Genomic DNA, 18,570 nt, shown 5'->3' on the forward strand with positions numbered 1-18,570 from the left:
TCCTCGGGCCAGTCCGGTAGGGGTCGGCGCGCGGTCAGCGCCGGACCGTGCTGCTGGTCTTCTTCCGTGCCGCCTGCTGTGCGGATGATGCGACCGCCCCTTCGAGCGCGAAGGTCGCCGCGCCCAGGCTCACCGGGTCGGAGGGGACCGGGCTCAGCACGATCTCGGTGGCGGCCAGCGGCCCGGCCGGTGCTCGCGCGGCCACTGCCTCGCGCACCTCGTCGAGCAGCGGCTTGCCGAGGGTCGCGGCGACCCAGCTGCTGAGCACGATCACTTCCGGATTGAGCAGCTGGATCAGATCGGCGACGGCCGCGCCCAGGTAGCGGGCCGTCTCGCGCACCACCCGGACCGCCACCGGGTCCCCGGCGGCCAGCGCGGACCCCAGCGCCCGGATGGTCGCTGTCTGGTCGTCGGGGTGCAACAGGGGGCTCTCCGCGCCGAGTTCGCGCAACTGCTGCATGATGCCCGGCGCGCCCACATACGCCTCGACGCAGCCGTGATTGCCGCAGTGGCAGAGCCGGCCGTCGAGTACCAGGGTGGTGTGCCCCCACTCGCCTGCGGTGTTGGACGCGCCCCGGTGCAGCGCGCCGCCCAGCGCGATCCCGGCGCCGACCCCCGTGCCGAGGTTGATGACGACCGCGTCGGAACGTCCACGCGCCGCGCCGAACCACAGCTCGGTGACCGTGCAGGCGCGCAGCGGGTTGTCGAGGTACAGCGGATACGGGATGTGCTCGGCCAGCAGGCTCAGCAGCGGGACCTGACGCCAGCCCCAGTTGGCGGCATACACCACCGAGCCGGACGCACGGTCCACCTGGCCGGGCATGCTGATACCGGCGCCCAGCACCCGGTCCGGATCCGTCCCCGACTGTTCCACCACCGAGACGACCCCGGCGGCGATGTGGGCGACCACGCGTTCCGGCCGCTGATCGCCGGGCCGCAGCTCCACCGCCGTGTGGGCCAGCGAGGTGAGCGACAGATCGAAGAGCTCGACGTGCACGTAGGTCTCCGCCACGTCGACGCCGATCAGCGCACCCCGGGTCGGGGCGATCGCGACAAGCCCGCGGGGGCGGCCGCCGTCCGAGTCCTCGAAGCCGACCTCGGTGAGCAGGCCCAGCTCCAGCAGTTCCCCGACGAGGGAGGCGACGGTCGCCAGGCTGAGCCCGGTGGCCACCGCCAGTTCCTGGCGGGACAACGGAGACCCGGCGATGATCTGCCGCAGCACCTCGTACCGGTTGGCGGTGCGGATGTCGCGGGAGGTGCGCTTGTTGACAGGACCGAGCATGACCGCACTCCAGCTTCGGGACGGAACGCCAGGCTAAGGTGCGCACCCGGCGATCGCAAGGGTTAATAAATGGGTTGCGAAAAGCACGCTGTGCCGGGGGTGGGGCGACCGGCCGGCACCGACCGGTCGCCTCAGATACCGTCAAGCACCGGGGCCAGGAACGCGTTGGTGAACTTCCCCTTCGGATCCAGCTCCCGCGCCAGGCTCCGGAAGTCCGCCAGCTTCGGATAGAGATCCGGCAGCCGGTCCGCCCCCACGGTGTACACCTTGCCCCAGTGCGGGCGCGCTGCGAACGGTTCGAGCTGCCGCTCGAGCAGCCGCACCACCGGCAGGACCGCCGCGGTGTCCTTGACCCAGGTGAAGTGGAAGGCGACCGTGTCGTGCCCGTAGGACGGGCTGAGCCACAGATCGTCGGCGGCGACCGTCCGCACCTCACAGACCTGCAGCACCGGCGCGACGGCGTCCCGGATCGCGTCGACGGCATGCAGCGCGGCGACCGCGTGCCGGCGGTCCATCAGGTACTCGGACTGCAGCTCCGCACCGGCGCTCGGGGTGAACTCCGCACGGAAGTGCGGCAACCGCTCATGCCAGGGGCCGGGCACCCCCTGCTGCTCTGTGCAGTGCACCGGCGACATCCCGGGTACCGGATGCAGCGGGCCGGACGCCTCGGGCGCCCAGGGAAACACGGGTTCCTGCCCGGCGGCGTACTTCAGCCAGACCTGTCCGAAGCGGGGGCCGTGCCAGTCGGTGAAGAGACTGACGCTGTACGCGGCCGAGGCCACCGCGTCGAAGTGCTCGTCGAGCACCTCCAGCGGCAGTCCGGTGCGGGCCCGCTGACCCAGCTCGAAGCCGGGCACCAGATCCAGCGTGAGCGTGGTGACCACCCCCAGCGCGCCGAGTGAGACCACCGCGCCCGCGAAGCGGTCGCCGTCCCGGTCCCGGCTCAGCGTCAGCAGCTCACCGTCGGCGGTGACCAGCTCCAGCTCCCGGACCGCGGTGGCGAGACTCCCGTTGGTCACCCCGGAGCCGTGGGTGCCGGTGGCCACCGATCCGGCGACGGAGATGTGCGGCAGCGACGCCATGTTGTGCAGCGCCAGCCCCTGCGCGTGCACTTCGCGGGCCAGTTCGGCGTACCGTACGCCGGCCGCGACCCTGACCGTCGAGGCGGCCCGGTCCACCTCGATCACCGGCGGCAGTCCGGCCACCGTGACCAGGGTGCCGTCCGTGTCGGCGATCTCGTTGAACGAGTGTCCACTGCCCAGCGCTCGCACCCGCGCCCCGGCGGTGACGAGCTGCCGCAGCTCTTCGATGGTGGTGGGCCGGTCTATCCGCTGTGCTCTGAAGGCGATGTTCCCCGCCCAGTTCGTCAACATCCTGGGAATGCTATCCGCAGCTTTCGGCGGCACTCGGAGCGGTCGGCGGCCCCGACCGGCGCCTTCGACCGGCGGCTGTCAGTGCGGGCCGGTCTCGCCCTGTGCCACTTCGATGCCGGTGTGCAGATCCGTCGCGGCTTCCAGGGCCCCTGCGGCCGACAGCGCTACGCAGACCAGCAGCGCGGCGGCTATCGCGCGTGCGGTGCGCCCCTCCCGTCGGCTCGCCACCGCGCCGGTGGGCCGGTGCGAGAGCAGCGCGGCGACCCGGCGCGGGACCGGTCCGGCGTCGGCGGCAAGCACGACGCTCGGGCGGGCGGCGGGCGCTCCGTGGGCGGCCAGCGCCGCGCGGCCGATGGCGCGCGCCGCCAGCGAGCGGTCGCCCACGGCCCCGGCGGCTGCCTCGTCGGCGCACCGCTCCAGGGCGTAACCCAGCGGGGCGCGCAGACCCCGCAGCGACGGGTGGCAGAGAGCGGCCAGTTCCGCAGCGCCGAGAAAGAGATGATGGCGGCCCGCGAGATGGGCCCGCTCGTGCGCGAACAGCGCCTCGCGTTCACCCGGGTCGAGAGCCCTGAGCATGCCCGTCGTCACGACGATCCGGCCCGGGCGCCCCGGCAGGGCGTACGCGGCCGGGCCGGCGTCCCGCAGCACGGCCAGCTCACCGGTGCGAGCTGTCCCGCCGACCAGTCGCCGCGCCGCGCGGAGCTCGGCGTACTGCCGCAGGACGGTGCGCACCAGGGCAGTGGCGCAGACACCGATCAGCGAAGCGGCCGCCACCGCCGCGACGGCCCCGACCGGACCGTCACCCGTGGGCGGGTGGATCAGCCGGCCGAGAGCGGCCACCGCCGGCAGCCGTAGTGCGCCCGCCACGACCAGCAGCCCCAGGGCCGCCGTGGAGCAGCCGCCGAGGATGACCGCGGCGGCTGCCAGCAGCCGGACGGCCTGTCGCGGGGCCAACAGCTCGGCCAGCCGACGGGCGGCGGGCACCGCCAGGAACGGCATCAGCAGGGGCACCCAGACTGCGTAGATCACTTCTCCTGGTCCCCCAGCAGGGCCCGCAGCAGCTGTTCGTCGTCCGTGCTCAGCTGGGAGACGAAGCGGGCGAGGACGGTGGAGCGGTCCTCCTCCTTCTCCAGCTCCGTGTGCATCCGGCGGGCGGTGAGACCGGGGGAGTCCTCGGTCGGGGTGTAGGCGAAACCCCGCCCGGAGCGGGTCCGGCTCACCCAGCCCTTGTCGTAGAGCCGGCTGAGGATCGTCGTCACGGTGGTCCGGGCGAGTCGGGTGCCGAGAGCCCGCTGGACCTCGGCGGGGGTCAGGTGCCCGTCGGCAGCCCACAGCGCCGCCAGCACGCTCGCTTCGAGCTCGCCGGCCGGCCGTCGTTCGGGGGTCACCTCGGGCATGGGAAACGTTCCTCCCGGACATCTCGTTCCCAGAAATGTAGACCGCTGCCCGGGGATGTCACAAACCTTCCCTCTTGTTTGCGTATTCCTCAGGCTCTGGGGATGTCGAAGTACCGGTTCAGGCAGGCAGCCAGGCCCACGTCGCCGGTGAGCTTGACCTTGCGCAGCATCAACAGGGTGACCGGGCCGACATTGCCGGACACCAGCCGGAGGAAGTCGGCGTCGCCGAGTGTCAGCGTGAGTCGCGGGGCGGCCTCGGTACGGCCCTCGGCGACGCTGCACACGCCGTCGGCGATGGCTGCCTCGTACACCACCTCGGTCTCGCCGGTGATCCTCCAGCGGATGAGAGCGCTGAGCGAACCGGCGTTCTCGGGGCGGAACTGCCGCTCCATGCGCGCGAAGACCTCCGCGAGCACCCGCCGGCGCAGGTCGCCGCGCGCGATCTCGCCGAGCTGACGGGCGGAGAAGCCCTTGATCATCCGCGCGAACTCCTGCGGAGAGACGGACGAGAAGTCCAGTTCCGCGAGCATGTCGCTCACGTTCTCCGCCATAAAAATGAATCCTCACGTGCGCGTCGCCTACCGCTGAGCCAGATTAGGGGCGCGGACGGCTCCGGGCAAAGACGTGACCCCGCCTGTCTCTTCCGCGCGCTGCGCCATTGGGGGCGCCGTTGTACCCGGTCGGTCGTACGGCTCCGTCGGCGCCGGGCCGGATTGTCAGTGCTCGGTGCAAGACTCGGGTCACACGTCAACGGGTCACCGAACAGAGGAGCACGCCATGCTCAGCACCCCGTTTGTCGCAGGCTCGCCGAACTGGATCGACCTGGGTACCCCCGACCGCGACGGGGCGAACGCGTTCTACCGGGGGCTGTTCGACTGGGAATTCGAGTCGGCCGGCGAAGAGTTCGGCGGATACGGCACCTACACGCTGGACGGCAGGAAGACCGGCGCGGTGATGCAGGTCGAGCAGGCGCAGGCGGCCTGGGGCATCTACTTCCAGGTACCGGACTCCGAAGCCACCGTGAAGACGGTCGAGCAGGCCGGTGGGACGCTGGAGTTCGGACCGCACGACGTCGGCACGCTCGGCCGGATGACCGGTTTCCTGGATCCGATGGGCGCACGCTTCGCCATCTGGGAGCCCCGGGACCACCCCGGGCTGGATGTGATCAACGAGCCCAACTCGTTCTGCTGGGCCGAGCTCTGCACCAGCGATGTGCCGGCGGCGGCCGGCTTCTACCGCAGGGTGTTCGGCTGGGAGATCAACTCCGCGCCCTACCCCGGCGGCACCTACACCATGGCCGCCCCGGCAGGCACCGGCCACGAGGCCAATTTCGCGGGCTTCGTCCAGGTCGGGGCGGACGCCGCGAAGTACTGGCTGCCGTACTTCGAGGTCGACGAGGCCGATGCGGCCGTGGCCAAGGTGCGGCAGCTCGGCGGCACGGTCGTCATGGAGCCGACCGATCTGCCGGGGGTGGGCCGGATCGCCAGGGCGACCGACCCGTCCGGCGCACCCTTCTCCCTGATCAAGAGCGCCATGGCCGCCGCGTGAGTGCTCTCCGCGCGCGCGTTCATCGTTCGTTGAACGGACATTGATCGACGGCGGGCAGTGTGTCCGGCATGTCGACCACCATCAGTAACGCCCCTGAGCTCGCGTGGCAGGAGCGGGCGTTGTGCGCCCAGACGGGGCCGGAGTTCTTCTTCCCCGACCCCGGCAGCTCCACCCGCGAGGCCAAGAGGCTCTGCGGCGTCTGCGAGGAACGAGTGACCTGCCTGGAGTACGCGCTCGACCATGACGAGCGATTCGGTGTCTGGGGCGGACTTTCCGAGAAGGAGAGACTCCACCTCAGACGCGAGCAGGGCTGACCGGCCCCGGCGCCCCCGCGGGGAACGCCGAAGCGGGAGCAACGCCGGACGAGGGGAAGAGAAGCCGCGGGGCCTACGAAGCCGTGGCGGCGGCGCGCGCCGCCATCCGTGCCTTGCGGGCCGCGAGCCTCTCGTCGAATTTGGCAGCCTCCGAGTCCAGACCACCCATATACAGGCCCAGCTCCTCCTGCGCCTTCAGTCCCTCCGGGCCGAGCCCGTCGATGTCCAGGACCTTCAGATAACGCAGCACCGGCTGCAGCACGTCGTCGTGGTGGATCCGCATGTTGTAGATCTCGCCGATGGCCATCTGCGCGGCGGCCCTTTCGAAACCGGGCATCCCGTGTCCGGGCATCCGGAAGTCGACGACCACGTCGCGTACCGCCTGCATGGTCAGATCGGGTGCGAGCTCGAAGGCCGCGCCCAGCAGGTTCCGGTAGAAGACCATGTGCAGATTCTCGTCGGTCGCGATCCGCGCCAGCATCCGGTCGCAGACCGGGTCACCCGACTGGTGGCCGGTGTTGCGGTGCGAGACGCGGGTGGCGAGCTCCTGGAAGGCGACATATGCCACGGAGTGCAGCATCGAGTGCCGGTTGTCCGACTCGAAGCCCTCCGCCATGTGCGCCATCCGGAACTGCTCCAGCTTGTCCGGATCGACGGCCCGCGAGGTCAGAAGATAGTCGCGCATCACGATGCCGTGCCGGCCCTCCTCGGCGGTCCAGCGGTGCACCCAGGTGCCCCAGGCGCCGTCGCGGCCGAAGAGGGAGGCGATCTCGTGGTGGTAGCTGGGGAGGTTGTCCTCGGTCAGCAGGTTGACCACCAGCGCCGTCTTGCCGATGTCGGTGACCTTGGACTGCTCGGGCTCCCAGGCCTTTCCGTCCTCGAAGAGACCGGGGAAGTTACGGCCGTCGCTGAATGGCACGTACTCGTGCGGCATCCAGTCCTTGGCGACCTTGAGATGGCGGTTGAGTTCCTTCTCCACCACCTCTTCCAGCGCGTACAGCAGTCGGGCGTCTGTCCACGCTGTCGAACTGCCGTGTTGGGGAGAGGTGATTGTCACGGGTGCTCCTGGGGACGGGAGTGTATTACCTACGGACTCGTAGGTTACGTATCCGTAGGTTAAGGGGGCGGTAAGCGCGCGCCAACCCCGCGGTCCGAAATGTACGACTACGAGATGCTATGAGTACAGTCCGCGCAGGCGCACGGAGAGACATGTCACGCAGCCTTCCAGCTTCTCGTACTCGCTGATGTCCACGGGAACGGGCTCATAACCCAGCTCGGCGAACAGTTCGGCCGTCTTCGGCGCACTGGCCGCCATCAGCAGTGCGGCGCCACCCAGCAGCACCACATGGGCCCCGGACTCCTCCGGAACCGGCAGGAATCCCGGGAAGACGGACGGGGTGTCGACGAGCGGTTCGTACCCGATGACCGTCGAGTCTGGCAGCGCGGTGACCGCCGACTTCAGATGCAGCACCTTCGCCGTCGGTACGGCGACGACCCTCGCCCCGAGCGGCTCGAAGGCGGCGCGCAGTTGCTGGACACCTGCCGCGTTCGTCCGGCCGCCGCGCCCCACATAGAGGGTGTCGCCGACCTTGAGCACGTCGCCGCCGTCCAGGGTGCCGGGCTCCCACACCCAGTTCACCGAGCAGCCGAGCCCGGCCAGCGTCTGCTCGACCGCCAGGGTCTCCGCCCTGCGGGACTCGGCACCCGAGCGGGCTATCAACGCCACATTGCGGAACATCACCACGGTGTCCTCGACGAACACCCCGTCCGGACAGTCCTCGGCGGGCGCCGTCTCGACCGTCTCCCAACCGTGCGAGCGCAGTGTCTCCGCATATCGTCCCCACTGCTCCAGGGCCAGCGCGTAATCGACGGGCGTGCGCTCGATATGGGTGACAAGACCTTCGGCGAGGCGCGGGCTCGGTCGGCGGATCAGGGCTTTTCTGCTGGGCACGAACGGTTCTCCAGGTCGCGGGTGCGAGTCGGGCCATGATGGTGGCGCCCATCATGGCCCGCATCTCTCCCGAGCGGAATCCCCGTTCAGCTCCTGCTCAGCTCATTCGCGGTCCTCCTCGATCATTTCCGCTCATCTCCGAGCTCGAGCCACCGGGTGATTCCGATCGACTCCAGGAACGGCAGGTCGTGGCCCGCCACGACCAGCGCCCCCCGGTACGAATCCAGTGCCGCCGTCAGCTGCCGCACGCTCGCCAGGTCGAGATTGTTGGTCGGCTCGTCGAGCATCAGCAGCTGCGGCGCCGGTTCCGCCAGCAGTAGAGCGGCGAGCGCGGCACGGAACCGCTCACCGCCGGAGAGCGTCCCGGCCGGCTGGTCGGCGCGTGCCCCCTTGAACAGGAAACGGGCGAGCCGCGCCCGGATCTGGTTGTTTCCGGCGTCCGGCGCGTTGCGGGCGACGTTCTCCACGACGGTCAGCCCGTTGTCGAGCACATCGAGGCGCTGCGGCAGGAAGCGCAGCGGGACATGAACCGTCGCCTCGCCGGACACCGGTTCGAGCAGACCCGCGACGGTCCGCAGCAGCGTCGTCTTGCCCGCTCCGTTGCGGCCGACGAGGGCGATGCGCTCCGGGCCGTGCACGGTGAACTCGCCTTCGATCCCGTTCCCGTACGGCAACCGCAGGTCGCGCAGGGTCAGTACGCTCCGCCCGGGGGGCACCTCGGTGTGCGGCAGTTCGATCCTGATCTCGTCGTCGTCCCGCACCTCCTCCACCGCCCGGCTGAGGCGCTCCTTGGCGTCGTCCAGCCTCTCGGTGTGCATGATGCGGTGCTTGCCGGCGGATTCCTGCGCGGCGCGTTTGCGTGCGCCCATCACGATCTTCGGTTCCCGCTTGGTGTCCCACATCTTCTGCCCGTAGCGTTTGCGTCGGGCCAGTTTCATCTGGGCATCCGCCAAGTCCCGCTTCTGCTTCTGCACATCGGCCTCGGCGGACCGCACCATGCGCGCGGCCGCCTCCTGTTCCACGGCGAGCGCCTCCTCGTACGCCGAAAGCGTTCCGCCGTACCAGCGGACCTCACCGGCGCGGAGATCGGCGATCTGGTCGACTCGCTCCAGGAGTTCACGGTCGTGACTGACCACCACCATGACGCCGGGCCAGGCGTCGACCGCCGCGTACAGCCGGCCGCGGGCGACGCGGTCCAGGTTGTTGGTCGGCTCGTCGAGCAGCAGGACGTCGGGCCTGCCGAGCAGCAGAGCGGCGAGCCTCAGCAGCACGGACTCGCCGCCCGACACCTCGCCGACGGTACGGTCGAGTCCGATGGAGCCCAGTCCGAGCTGTCCGAGGACGGCGTGGGCGCGTTCCTCGACGTCCCAGTCGTCGCCGACCGCGGTGAAGTGCTCCTCTCGCACATCACCCGACTCGATGGCGTGCAACGCGGCGCGGACAGGGGCGATACCCAGGACCTGGTCCACCCGGAGCCCCGTGTCGAGCACCAGATTCTGCGGAAGGTAGCCGATCTCGCCGGTGCTGCGCACAACGCCGTCGGACGGCGCGAGCTCTCCGGCGATCAGTTTCAGCAGCGTGGACTTGCCGGAGCCGTTGACGCCGATGAGGCCCGTTCTCCCGGGGCCGACGGCCAGTTGGAACCCGTCGAACACCGGTGTTCCGTCCGGCCAGGAGAAGGAGAGCGCGGTGCACGAGATGTGTGGTGTGGAGGGCTGGGTGGACATACGGGTCTCCCGGTTGCGGTGAGCGCGGTGAGCGCTGAAAGGAAGGGGCAACAGGTGGAGACACCGCCAGGAACACAAAAGGCCCTGGTCCGGGAGGACAGCTCGCATACCGAGGTCACACGCGGTGCGCGCAGGTGTCATCACTGCACGGCACGGTGTCTCAAGACCTCAGTAACGCAACGTCCTACTCCGATCGACGACAACAGGGCCACTACGAACAGTACGACCGGACCCCGGCCCTCGCCAAGCGAATTTCAGCAGGTGTCGCGCAACAGCTCGGCGACGCCCCGGTCGACGTCCAGGAAGCTCTGCTCGTGACCGGACGGGACGAGTGCCTCGGTCCGCTCCAGGAAGACGCGCAGCTCGGACGTGTGCATATGCACCACCGCGACGCCCTCACGGGCATGGAACTCCAGCACGGTCCGGTCGTAACCGTAGGGTCTGATCCGCACATCACCCGCGCCGGCGGGCGCCGATACGCCGGCGGCCAGCAGTTCACGGGCGAAGGCCCAGGAGACCTCGACCCCCTCCAGCGTGGCCTGCGGCGGAAAGTCCACACTGACCGCGAAGGGATCCTCGCGGTCGTAGCGCAGGGTGGTCGGGACGGTCTCCATCCGGGGTGCGGATGCGACCAGGCGAGCCTGGACGGCTTGTTGGACGACGTACGACAAGGCCTCGCTCCCTCCTCACGGTTCGGCTGACGGCGGTGTGTCGAAAGGAAGGACGTACGGGGGGACCCATCCGTGCACCCGAAAACCGTGATGTCCATCACCTGCGCGGCGACCGGTGGGCGTCGAAGCGCTTCGATCATTCTCTGGACAGTGACTGAGGTGACGTCTACTGTCGGTGTTTCACCGCATGTCGCGCACGTGTCACGCGCGTCGAAGCGCTTCGCGCAATATGTCATGGAGAGCTGAATGACCACTCTTGCCGAGGTCGCCCGGCACGCCGGAGTCTCCGCCAGCACGGTGAGCTACGTCCTCAGTGGGAAGCGGTCCATCTCCACCGCCACCCGTGAGCGCGTCGAACGGAGCATCCAGGAGCTCGGCTACCACCCCAACGCGGGTGCCCGCGCGCTGGCCAGCAGCCGTTCCAACATCATCGCGCTGATGGTGCCGTTGCGTACGGACATGTATGTGCCGGTGATGATGGAGATCGCCATCGCCGTGGCCACCACCGCCCGCGCGCACGGTTACGACGTCCTGCTGCTGACCGGCGAGGAAGGCCCGGAAGCGGTGCGGCGGATCGCGGGGAGCTCGCTCGCGGACGCCATGATCCTGATGGATGTGCAGCTGCAGGACGAGCGGCTGCCGCTGCTCCGTGACTCCGAACGCCCCGGTGTGCTGATCGGACTGCCCGCCGACCCGGTCGGACTCACCTGCGTGGACCTGGATTTCGTCGCCACCGGAGCGCTCTGCGTGGAGCACCTCGCCGATCTCGGGCACCGGGAGCTCGCCGTGATCGGCGAGGCGGCCGCGGTGTACGAACGGCACACCGGCTTCGCCGAGCGGACCGTGGAAGGCATTCGCTCGCGCGCCCGCGAACTCGGCGTGCGGGTGCTGCACCGGCCGTGCGAGGGCGGCTTCGCCGCGATGGCCGGGACGCTCGCCCGGATCTTCGACGAACGCCCGGGCACCACCGGGTTCATCGTGCAGAACGAGGTCGCGGTGGAGCCGCTGCTCAATCTGCTGAGGCAACAGGGCAGGGCCATCCCGGAGGACGTGTCCGTGGTGGCCGTCTGTCCCGAACAGGTCGCCGTCCAGGCGTCGGTGAGCGTCACATCGGTGGCGATTCCGGCGCAGGAGATGGGCAGGCGCGCCGTCGAGCAGATCGTCACCAAGCTGCAGGGCCGGGCCGGGGACCAGGTAGAGCTGCTGAAGCCGGAGCTGACGGTCCGCGCCAGCTCCGGTCCGGCCGCCGCGGCCGGCTGACCGTTCGGCGTACGGGCGTTGCGGCCGGTAGGCCGGCCGCAACCGAAACGGATCAGTGCGGCCGGCGCGGCTGCCGGGGCGACCAGCAGGGTGCCAAAGGCGCGACGTGCCATGGAGTGGGCGTCCTTCGATGGGTGGGGGATGAACTACTGCGGCCTCAAGGTGAGTACGCGGTCCACGCCGGCCGTCAGGTCCAGCAGGACCTCACCGCTGCCGGCGGAGGGTCCGGCCGGGTGCCCTTCAGCGGGAGACCGGCCCTTGAGGTGCCGCCCGCCGACAGGCGGGTCTGCGAGAACCAGGCCCGCGCCGAGTCGCAGGTCCACGCTGACGGTGCGGGTGGGGTGCAGTACGGCCGTCGCTCGGCCGTCCCCCCAGGTGAGCTCGACGGATGCGCCGAACCTGGTGCGAACGCCCCGCAGTTCGCCGGTGGGGCGGGTGGAGGGGAGCGCGGGCAGCAGGACCAGCCGGGACGGTGTGGACTGCATCAGCATCTCGATGAGCGCGGCAGGCAGCGCGTGTGCGGCGTCGGCGTTGTAGACATCGCGCGCCGGGTAATGCGAGCTCATCAGCGAGTCATGGAAGAAGTCCCCGTCGAGCACGGAGCTCAGTGCGTTCCCGGCTCCTTCGCCGTCCCGGAGCCGGGCGGCGATCAGCGCATGATGCAGATGGCCGTGGGCCGAGTCGTTCTCGGAGCCGCGCCGCTCGAGTGCCCGCTGCGCGGCGGCGGCCAGCGCCGGGGTGTCGTACGGATTGATCTCGTCGAGCGGCCAGACGGGGTACAGGTGGCTCAGGTGCCGGTGGTCGTAGTTCTCCTCGAGGCCCGGCCAGGCCCATTCGGTGAGTGCGCCGTCCTCGTTCACCCGGTAGTCGGGGAGCCGCCCGGCCAATGCGCGCCACCGTTCCGCGCCGGGATGTCCGGGGGCGTAGACCGCGGCCGTGGTCAGTGCGTGCTTGGCCGCCGCGATGTCCATGGTGGCGTTGACGGTGCCCCAGCTCGCGTTCGCCGGCCGGTTCTCCGGCGAGTAGGACGGCACGATGACGATCCGGCCGTCCCGGCCCGTTCGGCTGAGGAAGTCCTCGTAGAACACGGCCACTTCGGTGAGCGCGTCGACGAGCCGGGGATCGGTGGTTCCGCTGGTCTGCGCCTGCTCGAGCAGCGGAGCCAGCAGCCAGTCGGCGCCCGCGGTCCACAGGTGCAGCGGATAAGCGCGCTGGAAGTGCCGGACGTGTCCCGACTCGCCGTCCGTGTGGGTAGGGGCGACGATGCCCCGCGCCCCGAAGATCGCCCGCGCGTTGTCACGCCAGTCAGCCAACTGGCCGTAGACGAAAGACGCGTGGGCGTCCGAGACCTCGGGCAGCGCGCCCGACGCGGCGGACGCCGTCTGCAGATTGAGATTGGCGTTGGTGGTGAACGCGCCCGACCACGCGGTGCCCCAGTCGCCGCTCCACAGCCCGGTCAGCCGGGGCGGCAGGAGACCGCCGGCGGAGAGCAGGTGGTAGCGGCCGGCCGCGAAAAGCCGCTCGAGAAACGCGGGACTCGCCGGGCGCCGCAACAGCTCCGAGCCGGGCAGCCGCCGCTCGGCCGGAGCCGAGCCGAGGGAGAGCGTGACCCGGCGGTACGCGGTCGTGTGCAGCTCCGTATGGCGGCCGAGCAGCCACTGGTACAGCTCCGCCGGGGTCGTTGGCCCGCCTTCGCGGCCGGCCCCGGCCGCGCCGATCAGCGCCCGCAGCGAGGCCAGGCCGACTGCCGGGTCATCGGCCGCGCCGGCCATCTCGCCGGGGGCGCGGCGCCGCACCCGGGTGAGCAGCAGCAGACCGTGTGCGCCGTCGAAACGGATGCCCTCACCCGCGAAGACGGCCGTCCCGCCCTCCGCCACCGCGACGGTGACGCCGGTGTACGAGCGGTGGCTGCCCGGGTAGCCGATGCGCAGTGTGAGCTGCGCGCCGTCCCGGGTCAGGGCCGCGCCGCGGCCCACCGCGAGCCGCGAGGGTGCGCCCGGCAGCCGGTGGTCCAGCGAGAGGTCGGCCGACAGCATGGCGCCGCTGAGGTACTGGACGACCACGTCGTCGGCGCGTGACACGAACACCCGGCTCAGCCGCTGACCGCATTCCGCGCTGACCACTCCGGTGGCGAAGTCGACCCGCCTGCGATAGTCGGTGTCGAGCGTCACGTCCTGACGGACGCGCACCTGAAAGGCCGGGTGGAAAGGCTGCACCCAGTGCAGCGGGTACCCCGCTCCGAAACGCTCCGCCGCGGTCGTGTCCCCGCTGAGCAGGGCGTCCTGGAGCCGCCCCAGGCCGTCGGCGAGCTCCGGCGGGAGCAGCGCCTCGCTGCCGTTGGGACGCACCAGCGTGTGGTGGCTGACGATGACCCGGTCGTCGGCCGGGTCGCCGTACACCATGGCGCCGTGCCGGCCGTTGCCGCTGAGGAAGGCGTCCTCCCAGCGGGTCGCCGGCCGGGCTTCCCACGTGCCTTCTGCAGGGGCGCGGCCATCGGTCATCAGGCGGCCTTCCGGAGCACCGCGACGCCGTAGCGGCCGAGCTCCACGACGCCGTCCACCGTGGAGCCGGACAGCAGATCGTGGTGGCGGCCGGGCACCGACACGGTGACCTTGTCCCGGCCGTGCTGGAACAGGAAGAGCAGGTCACCGCGGCGTACCGCCTCCACCCCGGCCGGCAGCCCGGTCAGTACCGGTCGCGCCCCCGCCCGGTCGGCCACCCGGGCCAGCAGGTCGCGGAGCGCGCCGGGCTCGGGCAGCGTCGAGAGGTACCAGGCACAGCCGTTGCGCAGGACGGCGGGAAGTCCGTCCAGCTCGCCGCTGCGGTAGTGAGCGACCGTTTCGGCGCTGCCCGCCTCGAGCTCCTCCGACCAGAGGGTGCCGACGAAGCCGTCGCACTGCACGGTTACCCCCGCGTCCAGCGGCCACCACTCCTGGAGCGTGGCGATGCCGAAGAGGTCGCGCAGCCGGGCGTCCATGCCGCCCGCCCTGATCCGGTCGTCCTCGTCGGCCGCCCCGGTGTGGAACCCGCTGACCAGGGTGCCGCCGCCGCGTACGTACGTCACCAGATTGTCCACGGCGGCGTCGGTCAGCAGATACAGATGCGGCACCACGACCAGCTTGTACCGGCTCAACTCCTGCTCGGGACGGGCGAAGTCGGTGGTGTGGCCGGCTTCCCAGAGGGCCCGGTGCCAGGCGCGTACGACAGCCGGATAGTCCACCTCGGACGAGATCCGGCCGTCCTGCTGATCGGCCCACCAGGATTCCCAGTCGTGCACCACCGCGACCTCGGCCGGAACGGCCGATCCGGCGACCGCATCAGAGAGCAGGGTGAGTTCGGCGCCGAGCTGCTTGGTCTCCTGAAAGGTGCGGCCCTGCTCACCCGCGTGACTGACCATGCCGGAGTGGAACTTCTCGGCGCCCTGCCGGGACTGCCGCCACTGGAAGTAGCAGATGGCGTCCGCCCCGTGCGCGACCGACTGCAGTGACCAGAGGCGGTTGAGGCCGCGCGGCTTGGGGTGGTTGACGCCCCGCCAGTTCACCGGTCCCGCGGCCTGCTCCATCAGCATCCACGGACCGCGTGCCTGCGAGCGGGTCATGTCCCCGATCATCGCGTTGTACTGGGCGCCCCACCCGTCCGCCGGGTCCGGATAGATGTCGACGGAGACGACATCCTCCTGCTCGGCCCACTTCCAGGCGTCCTGGCCCGTCCAGAACGGCATGAAGTTGGTGGTCACCGGGAGGTGCGGGGTGTGGCGGCGGACGATGTCGCGTTCGGCGACGTAGCACTCCAGGAGCATGTCGGAGGTGAAGCGCCGGAAGTCCAGCACCTGCGTGGGGTTGCGCATGTAGTGGGGCCGGCGAGGCGGCAGAATGCCGTCCCAGGTGTCATAGCCCTGGCTCCAGAAGGCGGTGCCCCAGGCCTCGTTGAGTGCGTCGAGCGTGCCGTACTTCTCCCGCAGCCAGCGGCGGAAGGCGGCTGCCGACTCGTCGCCGTAGTCGAAAGTGCAGTACTCGTTGTTGATGTGCCACATGGTGAGGGCCGGATGGCCACCGTACCGGGCGGCCAGGTCCTCGGTGATGGCGGCGGCGTAACGGCGGTAGGTGGCGCTGGAGTGCGAGAAGTGCTGGCGGCCGCCCCACCACTCGGTGCGGCCCTCCTCGGTGACGGGCAGCGTGTCGGGGTGCAGCCTCCCCATCCAGGGCGGGGGCGAGGAGGTCGGCGTGGCGAGGACGACGCCGATGCCGTTGTCGTGCATCAGGTCCATCAGCGTGTCCAGCCAGCCGAACTCCCTCTCGCCCGGCTTCGGTTCCAGCGTCGACCATGAGAAGACGCCGAGCGTGACCGAGGTGACGCCGGCCGACTTCATCAGCCGAAGGTCCTCGTGCCAGATCTCCTCCGGCCACTGCTCCGGGTTGTAGTCGCCGCCATAGAGGAGACGGCCACGGGTGGCATCGTTCAGTTCGGGCATCAGGCAGACTCTCCGTACTGCACGCCGCGTCCGTTTGTGGCGGTGAAGTCCCGGCCGTGGACGCGCGGGTCGCCGGTGGTGCCGCAGGCCGGGTAGAGCCGGCCCGGGTGGGCGGGGTCGACGGCCACGGCCCCCACGCCGAGGAGGTCCCCGTCGTCGCAGCCGATCTGGTCGGTCAGCGGGATCCAGCGGTCGGTCCGGTCGTCCCGGCGGTAGGCGCCGCCGATGTCGGTACGGGTGTAGGCGAGTCCGCGCACGGAGGGGTGGAAGAGGACACCCGTAACCAAGCCGCTACCGCCCATCACCGCGTTGCGCCGACGGTGGTTCGGGCTGTCGGCGCTGCCCTCGGCGGCGTGCGCGCGGCCGGGGAGAAGCGGTACGGCGGTGAGCGCGGCGGCGGCCGCGGTCCCGGCGAGAACGGCTCGTCTGCTCAGGCGGGACGCGTGCATGACATACCTCGTTCTGTGTGGCTCGGGGAGCCCGGGATCGGGGAGTTCGGAAGTTGGAGCCGCCGCGACCGCCCCGCCGCGTCGGCAGCAGGTCGGCCACGGCGGGGGCCGGGAGCGGTCGGGTCAGCCCTTCACCGCGCCGGTGAGCATGCCCTTCTTGAAGTGCTTCTGGACGAAGGGGGAGAGGGCGGCCACCGGCAGAAGGGCCATCACCATCACCGCCATCTGGATCGCGAGCGGCGAGAGCTGACCGGTGTTGATCTGCGTCTGGAGGCCCACCGGACGTTGCTGCATCTGCACCAACTGGATCATCACGTTCTGCAGCGGCATCATGTCCTGGTCGCTCAGGTAGATCGACGCGTTGAACCAGGCGCTCCAGTAGCCCACGGCGTAGAAGAGGCCCACCACCGCGAGGACCGCCCGGGACAGCGGCATCACGATCTTCCACAGGATGTTCCAGTCGCCGGCGCCGTCGATGCGGGCACTGTCGATCAGTTCCTGGGAGATGCCCATGAAGAACGCACGCAGCACCAGGATGTTGAAGACACTCACGGCGCTGGGCAGGATCAGCGCCAGGTAGCTGTCCATCAGACCGAGGGCCTGCACCAGCAGGTAGGTGGGGATGAGGCCGGCTCCGAAGAACATCGTCACCAGCAGGGTCATCAGGATCCAGCGGTGGCCCAGCGAGCCGCTGCGCGACAGGCCGTACGCACACAGGACCGACACCGTCATGCTGAACAGCGTGCCGACCAAGGTCACACCGATGCTCACCAGGGCGGCCTTCTGCACCTGGCCGCCGCTGAGAAGTGACTCGTAGGCGACGAACGTGATGCCTTTGGGGATCATCACCAGGCCGCCGGCCTCGTCGATGGTCTTCTTCGACTGGAGACTGGTGACGATGACGATCCACAGCGGGAAGAGGATGGCCAGACAGGCCAGTGTCAGGGCGATCCCCTTGCCCGTCAGTCCGGCCTTGGAGGGTGGCTCCTCCCAGACCGGGCGGGACGAGGCCGCCCAGCCGCCCGGTTTCTTGACGCGTGGTCGTTTGTCGGACGGTGTGTTGAGGAAGGTGGTCACTTCTTGTACACCCCTTGCTCACCCATGAGATGGGCCACCTTGTTGGCGATCAGCACGAGCGCCAGGCCGACCACACCCTTGATGAGCCCGGCGGCGGCGGCATAGCTGAAGTCCTGGTTCCGGATGCCGTTCCACCACACGTAGGTGTCCAGGACGTCTGAGGCGTTGACACCCACGGCTTGTCGTTGGAGGAGCAGTTGCTCGAAGCCGACAGTGAGGGCGTCGCCGACGCGCAGCACCAGCAGGAGGGCGATCACCGGTCGCAGGGCGGGCAGCGTGATGTGCCACATGCGCCGCCAGCGTGTGGCGCCGTCCATGGCGGCGGCCTCGTACAGGTCGCTGGGGACCGAGGAGAGCGCGGCAAGGAAGACGATGATGCCCCAGCCCGCGTCCTTCCAGACGCTCTGCGCAGTGACCAGATACTTGAAGACCTCAGGGTTGGTCATCAGGTCGAAACCCTCGTAGCCGTGTTGGCGGAGGGTCTGCGCGAGGATGCCGGCGCCGCCGAAGATCTGCATGAAGACGGTGACGACGAGGACCCAGGAGAAGAAGTGCGGCAGGTACATGACGGCCTGGGCGACCGCCCGCACCCGGGGCCTGACCACGCTGTTGATGAGCAGCGCGAGCAGGATCGGGATCGGGAAGTAGAGGACCAGCTGCAGGGAGAACAGCACCAGGGTGTTCTGCACCGCGTGCCAGAAGGCCGAGTCGGCGAAGATCCGCTGGAACTGCTCGAAGCCGATCCAGGGACTCTGGAACATGGCGACGAAGCCGTTGTCGCTGAGGTACGGGTCGTAGTCCTGGAAGGCGACCACGTTGCCGAGGATCGGTATGTAGTTGAAGACGAGGAGCAGCAGGACCACCGGCGCCGTCATGAGGATCAGCAGGCGGTCACGCTTGAATCTGATCTTCAGGCTCAGCTTGCCCGCGTTCTTCGGTCCGCGGGGCGGGGGCCCGACGGCGGCGCCGCCTGGCGCCACCGGCGTCTTCGCGGGGGTTTTCGCCTCGGTAGTATTCCGAGGCACCGTGCTGTGGGACACAGGCGTCTCC

General features: G+C 69.9%; 16 protein-coding genes and 1 pseudogene. 3 read left to right on the forward strand and 14 right to left on the reverse strand.

From position 1 onward, the window contains the following. Nucleotides 1–34 precede the first annotated feature (34 nt). The 5 genes from AB0M87_RS21455 to AB0M87_RS21475 all read right to left on the reverse strand — a co-directional run bounded on the left by AB0M87_RS21455 (nt 35) and on the right by AB0M87_RS21475 (nt 4,603). Nucleotides 35–1,282 carry an ROK family protein gene (locus tag AB0M87_RS21455; protein ID WP_365855197.1) on the reverse strand — a complete coding sequence of 416 codons (1,248 nt, stop codon included), beginning with the start codon at nt 1,280–1,282 and terminating at the stop codon, nt 35–37. Nucleotides 1,283–1,413: 131 nt separating this feature from the next. Continuing rightward, the gene (locus AB0M87_RS21460; protein ID WP_365855199.1) at nt 1,414–2,655 is read right to left on the reverse strand and encodes an FAD-binding protein; all 1,242 of its coding nucleotides are present in this window, start codon (nt 2,653–2,655) and stop codon (nt 1,414–1,416) included. Nucleotides 2,656–2,733: 78 nt separating this feature from the next. Beyond that, entirely contained in the window at nt 2,734–3,684 is a 951-nt protein-coding gene (locus tag AB0M87_RS21465; protein WP_365855201.1) for a M56 family metallopeptidase, read from the reverse strand. Then, the gene (locus tag AB0M87_RS21470) at nt 3,681–4,052 is read right to left on the reverse strand and encodes a BlaI/MecI/CopY family transcriptional regulator (protein WP_365855203.1); all 372 of its coding nucleotides are present in this window, start codon (nt 4,050–4,052) and stop codon (nt 3,681–3,683) included. The genes AB0M87_RS21465 and AB0M87_RS21470 overlap by 4 nt, the downstream gene beginning before the upstream one ends. 89 nt (nt 4,053–4,141) lie before the next feature. Beyond that, nucleotides 4,142–4,603, reverse strand: coding sequence for an SCP2 sterol-binding domain-containing protein (locus tag AB0M87_RS21475; RefSeq protein ID WP_365855205.1), 462 nt, complete (start codon nt 4,601–4,603; stop codon nt 4,142–4,144). Between the two features lie 226 nt (nt 4,604–4,829). Between AB0M87_RS21475 and AB0M87_RS21480 the strand changes: the two genes are divergently transcribed. Both AB0M87_RS21480 and AB0M87_RS21485 read left to right on the forward strand, forming a co-directional pair. After that, nucleotides 4,830–5,600: a VOC family protein gene (locus tag AB0M87_RS21480; RefSeq protein WP_365855207.1), complete on the forward strand. Its 771-nt coding sequence runs from the start codon at nt 4,830–4,832 to the stop codon at nt 5,598–5,600. A gap of 68 nt (nt 5,601–5,668) precedes the next feature. After that, nucleotides 5,669–5,914: a WhiB family transcriptional regulator gene (locus tag AB0M87_RS21485; RefSeq protein WP_365855209.1), complete on the forward strand. Its 246-nt coding sequence runs from the start codon at nt 5,669–5,671 to the stop codon at nt 5,912–5,914. Nucleotides 5,915–5,987: 73 nt separating this feature from the next. On the opposite strand, the gene AB0M87_RS21490 is transcribed toward AB0M87_RS21485, so the two are convergent. The 4 genes from AB0M87_RS21490 to AB0M87_RS21505 all read right to left on the reverse strand — a co-directional run bounded on the left by AB0M87_RS21490 (nt 5,988) and on the right by AB0M87_RS21505 (nt 10,263). After that, complete coding sequence (locus AB0M87_RS21490) at nt 5,988–6,971, reverse strand: acyl-ACP desaturase (RefSeq protein WP_365855211.1); 984 nt, start codon at nt 6,969–6,971, stop codon at nt 5,988–5,990. 117 nt (nt 6,972–7,088) lie between these two features. Further along, nucleotides 7,089–7,865 carry a dimethylargininase gene (gene ddaH, locus AB0M87_RS21495; protein WP_365855213.1) on the reverse strand — a complete coding sequence of 259 codons (777 nt, stop codon included), beginning with the start codon at nt 7,863–7,865 and terminating at the stop codon, nt 7,089–7,091. Nucleotides 7,866–7,987: 122 nt separating this feature from the next. After that, nucleotides 7,988–9,592 (reverse strand): ABC-F family ATP-binding cassette domain-containing protein, encoded by a 1,605-nt coding sequence (locus AB0M87_RS21500; protein ID WP_365855215.1) that lies wholly within the window; start codon nt 9,590–9,592, stop codon nt 7,988–7,990. A 254-nt stretch (nt 9,593–9,846) separates the two neighbouring features. Then, nucleotides 9,847–10,263 carry an SsgA family sporulation/cell division regulator gene (locus tag AB0M87_RS21505; protein ID WP_365855217.1) on the reverse strand — a complete coding sequence of 139 codons (417 nt, stop codon included), beginning with the start codon at nt 10,261–10,263 and terminating at the stop codon, nt 9,847–9,849. 246 nt (nt 10,264–10,509) lie between these two features. Between AB0M87_RS21505 and AB0M87_RS21510 the strand changes: the two genes are divergently transcribed. Next, nucleotides 10,510–11,523, forward strand: a complete 1,014-nt coding sequence (locus tag AB0M87_RS21510) for a LacI family DNA-binding transcriptional regulator (RefSeq protein ID WP_365855219.1) — start codon at nt 10,510–10,512, stop codon at nt 11,521–11,523. A gap of 146 nt (nt 11,524–11,669) precedes the next feature. Here AB0M87_RS21510 and AB0M87_RS21515 read toward each other — a convergent pair whose 3' ends face one another. The 5 genes and pseudogenes from AB0M87_RS21515 to AB0M87_RS21535 all read right to left on the reverse strand — a co-directional run bounded on the left by AB0M87_RS21515 (nt 11,670) and on the right by AB0M87_RS21535 (nt 18,560). Then, nucleotides 11,670–14,024: a glycoside hydrolase N-terminal domain-containing protein gene (locus AB0M87_RS21515; RefSeq protein ID WP_365855221.1), complete on the reverse strand. Its 2,355-nt coding sequence runs from the start codon at nt 14,022–14,024 to the stop codon at nt 11,670–11,672. After that, a complete protein-coding gene (locus AB0M87_RS21520; RefSeq protein ID WP_365855223.1) occupies nt 14,024–15,994 on the reverse strand; it encodes a beta-galactosidase in 1,971 nt (656 codons plus the stop codon). Before AB0M87_RS21520 ends, AB0M87_RS21515 begins: the two co-directional genes overlap by 1 nt. Before the next feature lie 77 nt (nt 15,995–16,071). Continuing rightward, nucleotides 16,072–16,443 (reverse strand): annotated as a pseudogene (locus AB0M87_RS21525) (1,4-beta-glucanase); the annotation flags it as partial. A 123-nt stretch (nt 16,444–16,566) separates the two neighbouring features. Then, nucleotides 16,567–17,520 (reverse strand): carbohydrate ABC transporter permease, encoded by a 954-nt coding sequence (locus AB0M87_RS21530; protein WP_365855225.1) that lies wholly within the window; start codon nt 17,518–17,520, stop codon nt 16,567–16,569. Beyond that, nucleotides 17,517–18,560, reverse strand: a complete 1,044-nt coding sequence (locus tag AB0M87_RS21535; protein ID WP_365855227.1) for an ABC transporter permease subunit — start codon at nt 18,558–18,560, stop codon at nt 17,517–17,519. The genes AB0M87_RS21530 and AB0M87_RS21535 overlap by 4 nt, the downstream gene beginning before the upstream one ends. Between the last annotated feature and the right edge of the window lie 10 nt (nt 18,561–18,570).

The organism is Streptomyces sp. NPDC051320 (genome assembly GCF_040682175.1).
GTDB lineage: Bacteria > Actinomycetota > Actinomycetes > Streptomycetales > Streptomycetaceae > Streptomyces.

Bases quoted from the DNA above. Each gene is read 5' to 3' on its own strand.
- AB0M87_RS21455 (WP_365855197.1), bottom strand. From the start codon at position 1,282: ATGCTCGGTCCTGTCAACAAGCGCACCTCCCGCGACATCCGCACCGCC.
- AB0M87_RS21460 (WP_365855199.1), bottom strand. From the start codon at position 2,655: ATGTTGACGAACTGGGCGGGGAACATCGCCTTCAGAGCACAGCGGATA.
- AB0M87_RS21470 (WP_365855203.1), bottom strand. From the start codon at position 4,052: ATGCCCGAGGTGACCCCCGAACGACGGCCGGCCGGCGAGCTCGAAGCG.
- AB0M87_RS21475 (WP_365855205.1), bottom strand. From the start codon at position 4,603: ATGGCGGAGAACGTGAGCGACATGCTCGCGGAACTGGACTTCTCGTCC.
- AB0M87_RS21480 (WP_365855207.1), top strand. From the start codon at position 4,830: ATGCTCAGCACCCCGTTTGTCGCAGGCTCGCCGAACTGGATCGACCTG.
- AB0M87_RS21485 (WP_365855209.1), top strand. From the start codon at position 5,669: ATGTCGACCACCATCAGTAACGCCCCTGAGCTCGCGTGGCAGGAGCGG.
- AB0M87_RS21500 (WP_365855215.1), bottom strand. From the start codon at position 9,592: ATGTCCACCCAGCCCTCCACACCACACATCTCGTGCACCGCGCTCTCC.
- AB0M87_RS21510 (WP_365855219.1), top strand. From the start codon at position 10,510: ATGACCACTCTTGCCGAGGTCGCCCGGCACGCCGGAGTCTCCGCCAGC.
- AB0M87_RS21515 (WP_365855221.1), bottom strand. From the start codon at position 14,024: ATGACCGATGGCCGCGCCCCTGCAGAAGGCACGTGGGAAGCCCGGCCG.
- AB0M87_RS21520 (WP_365855223.1), bottom strand. From the start codon at position 15,994: ATGCCCGAACTGAACGATGCCACCCGTGGCCGTCTCCTCTATGGCGGC.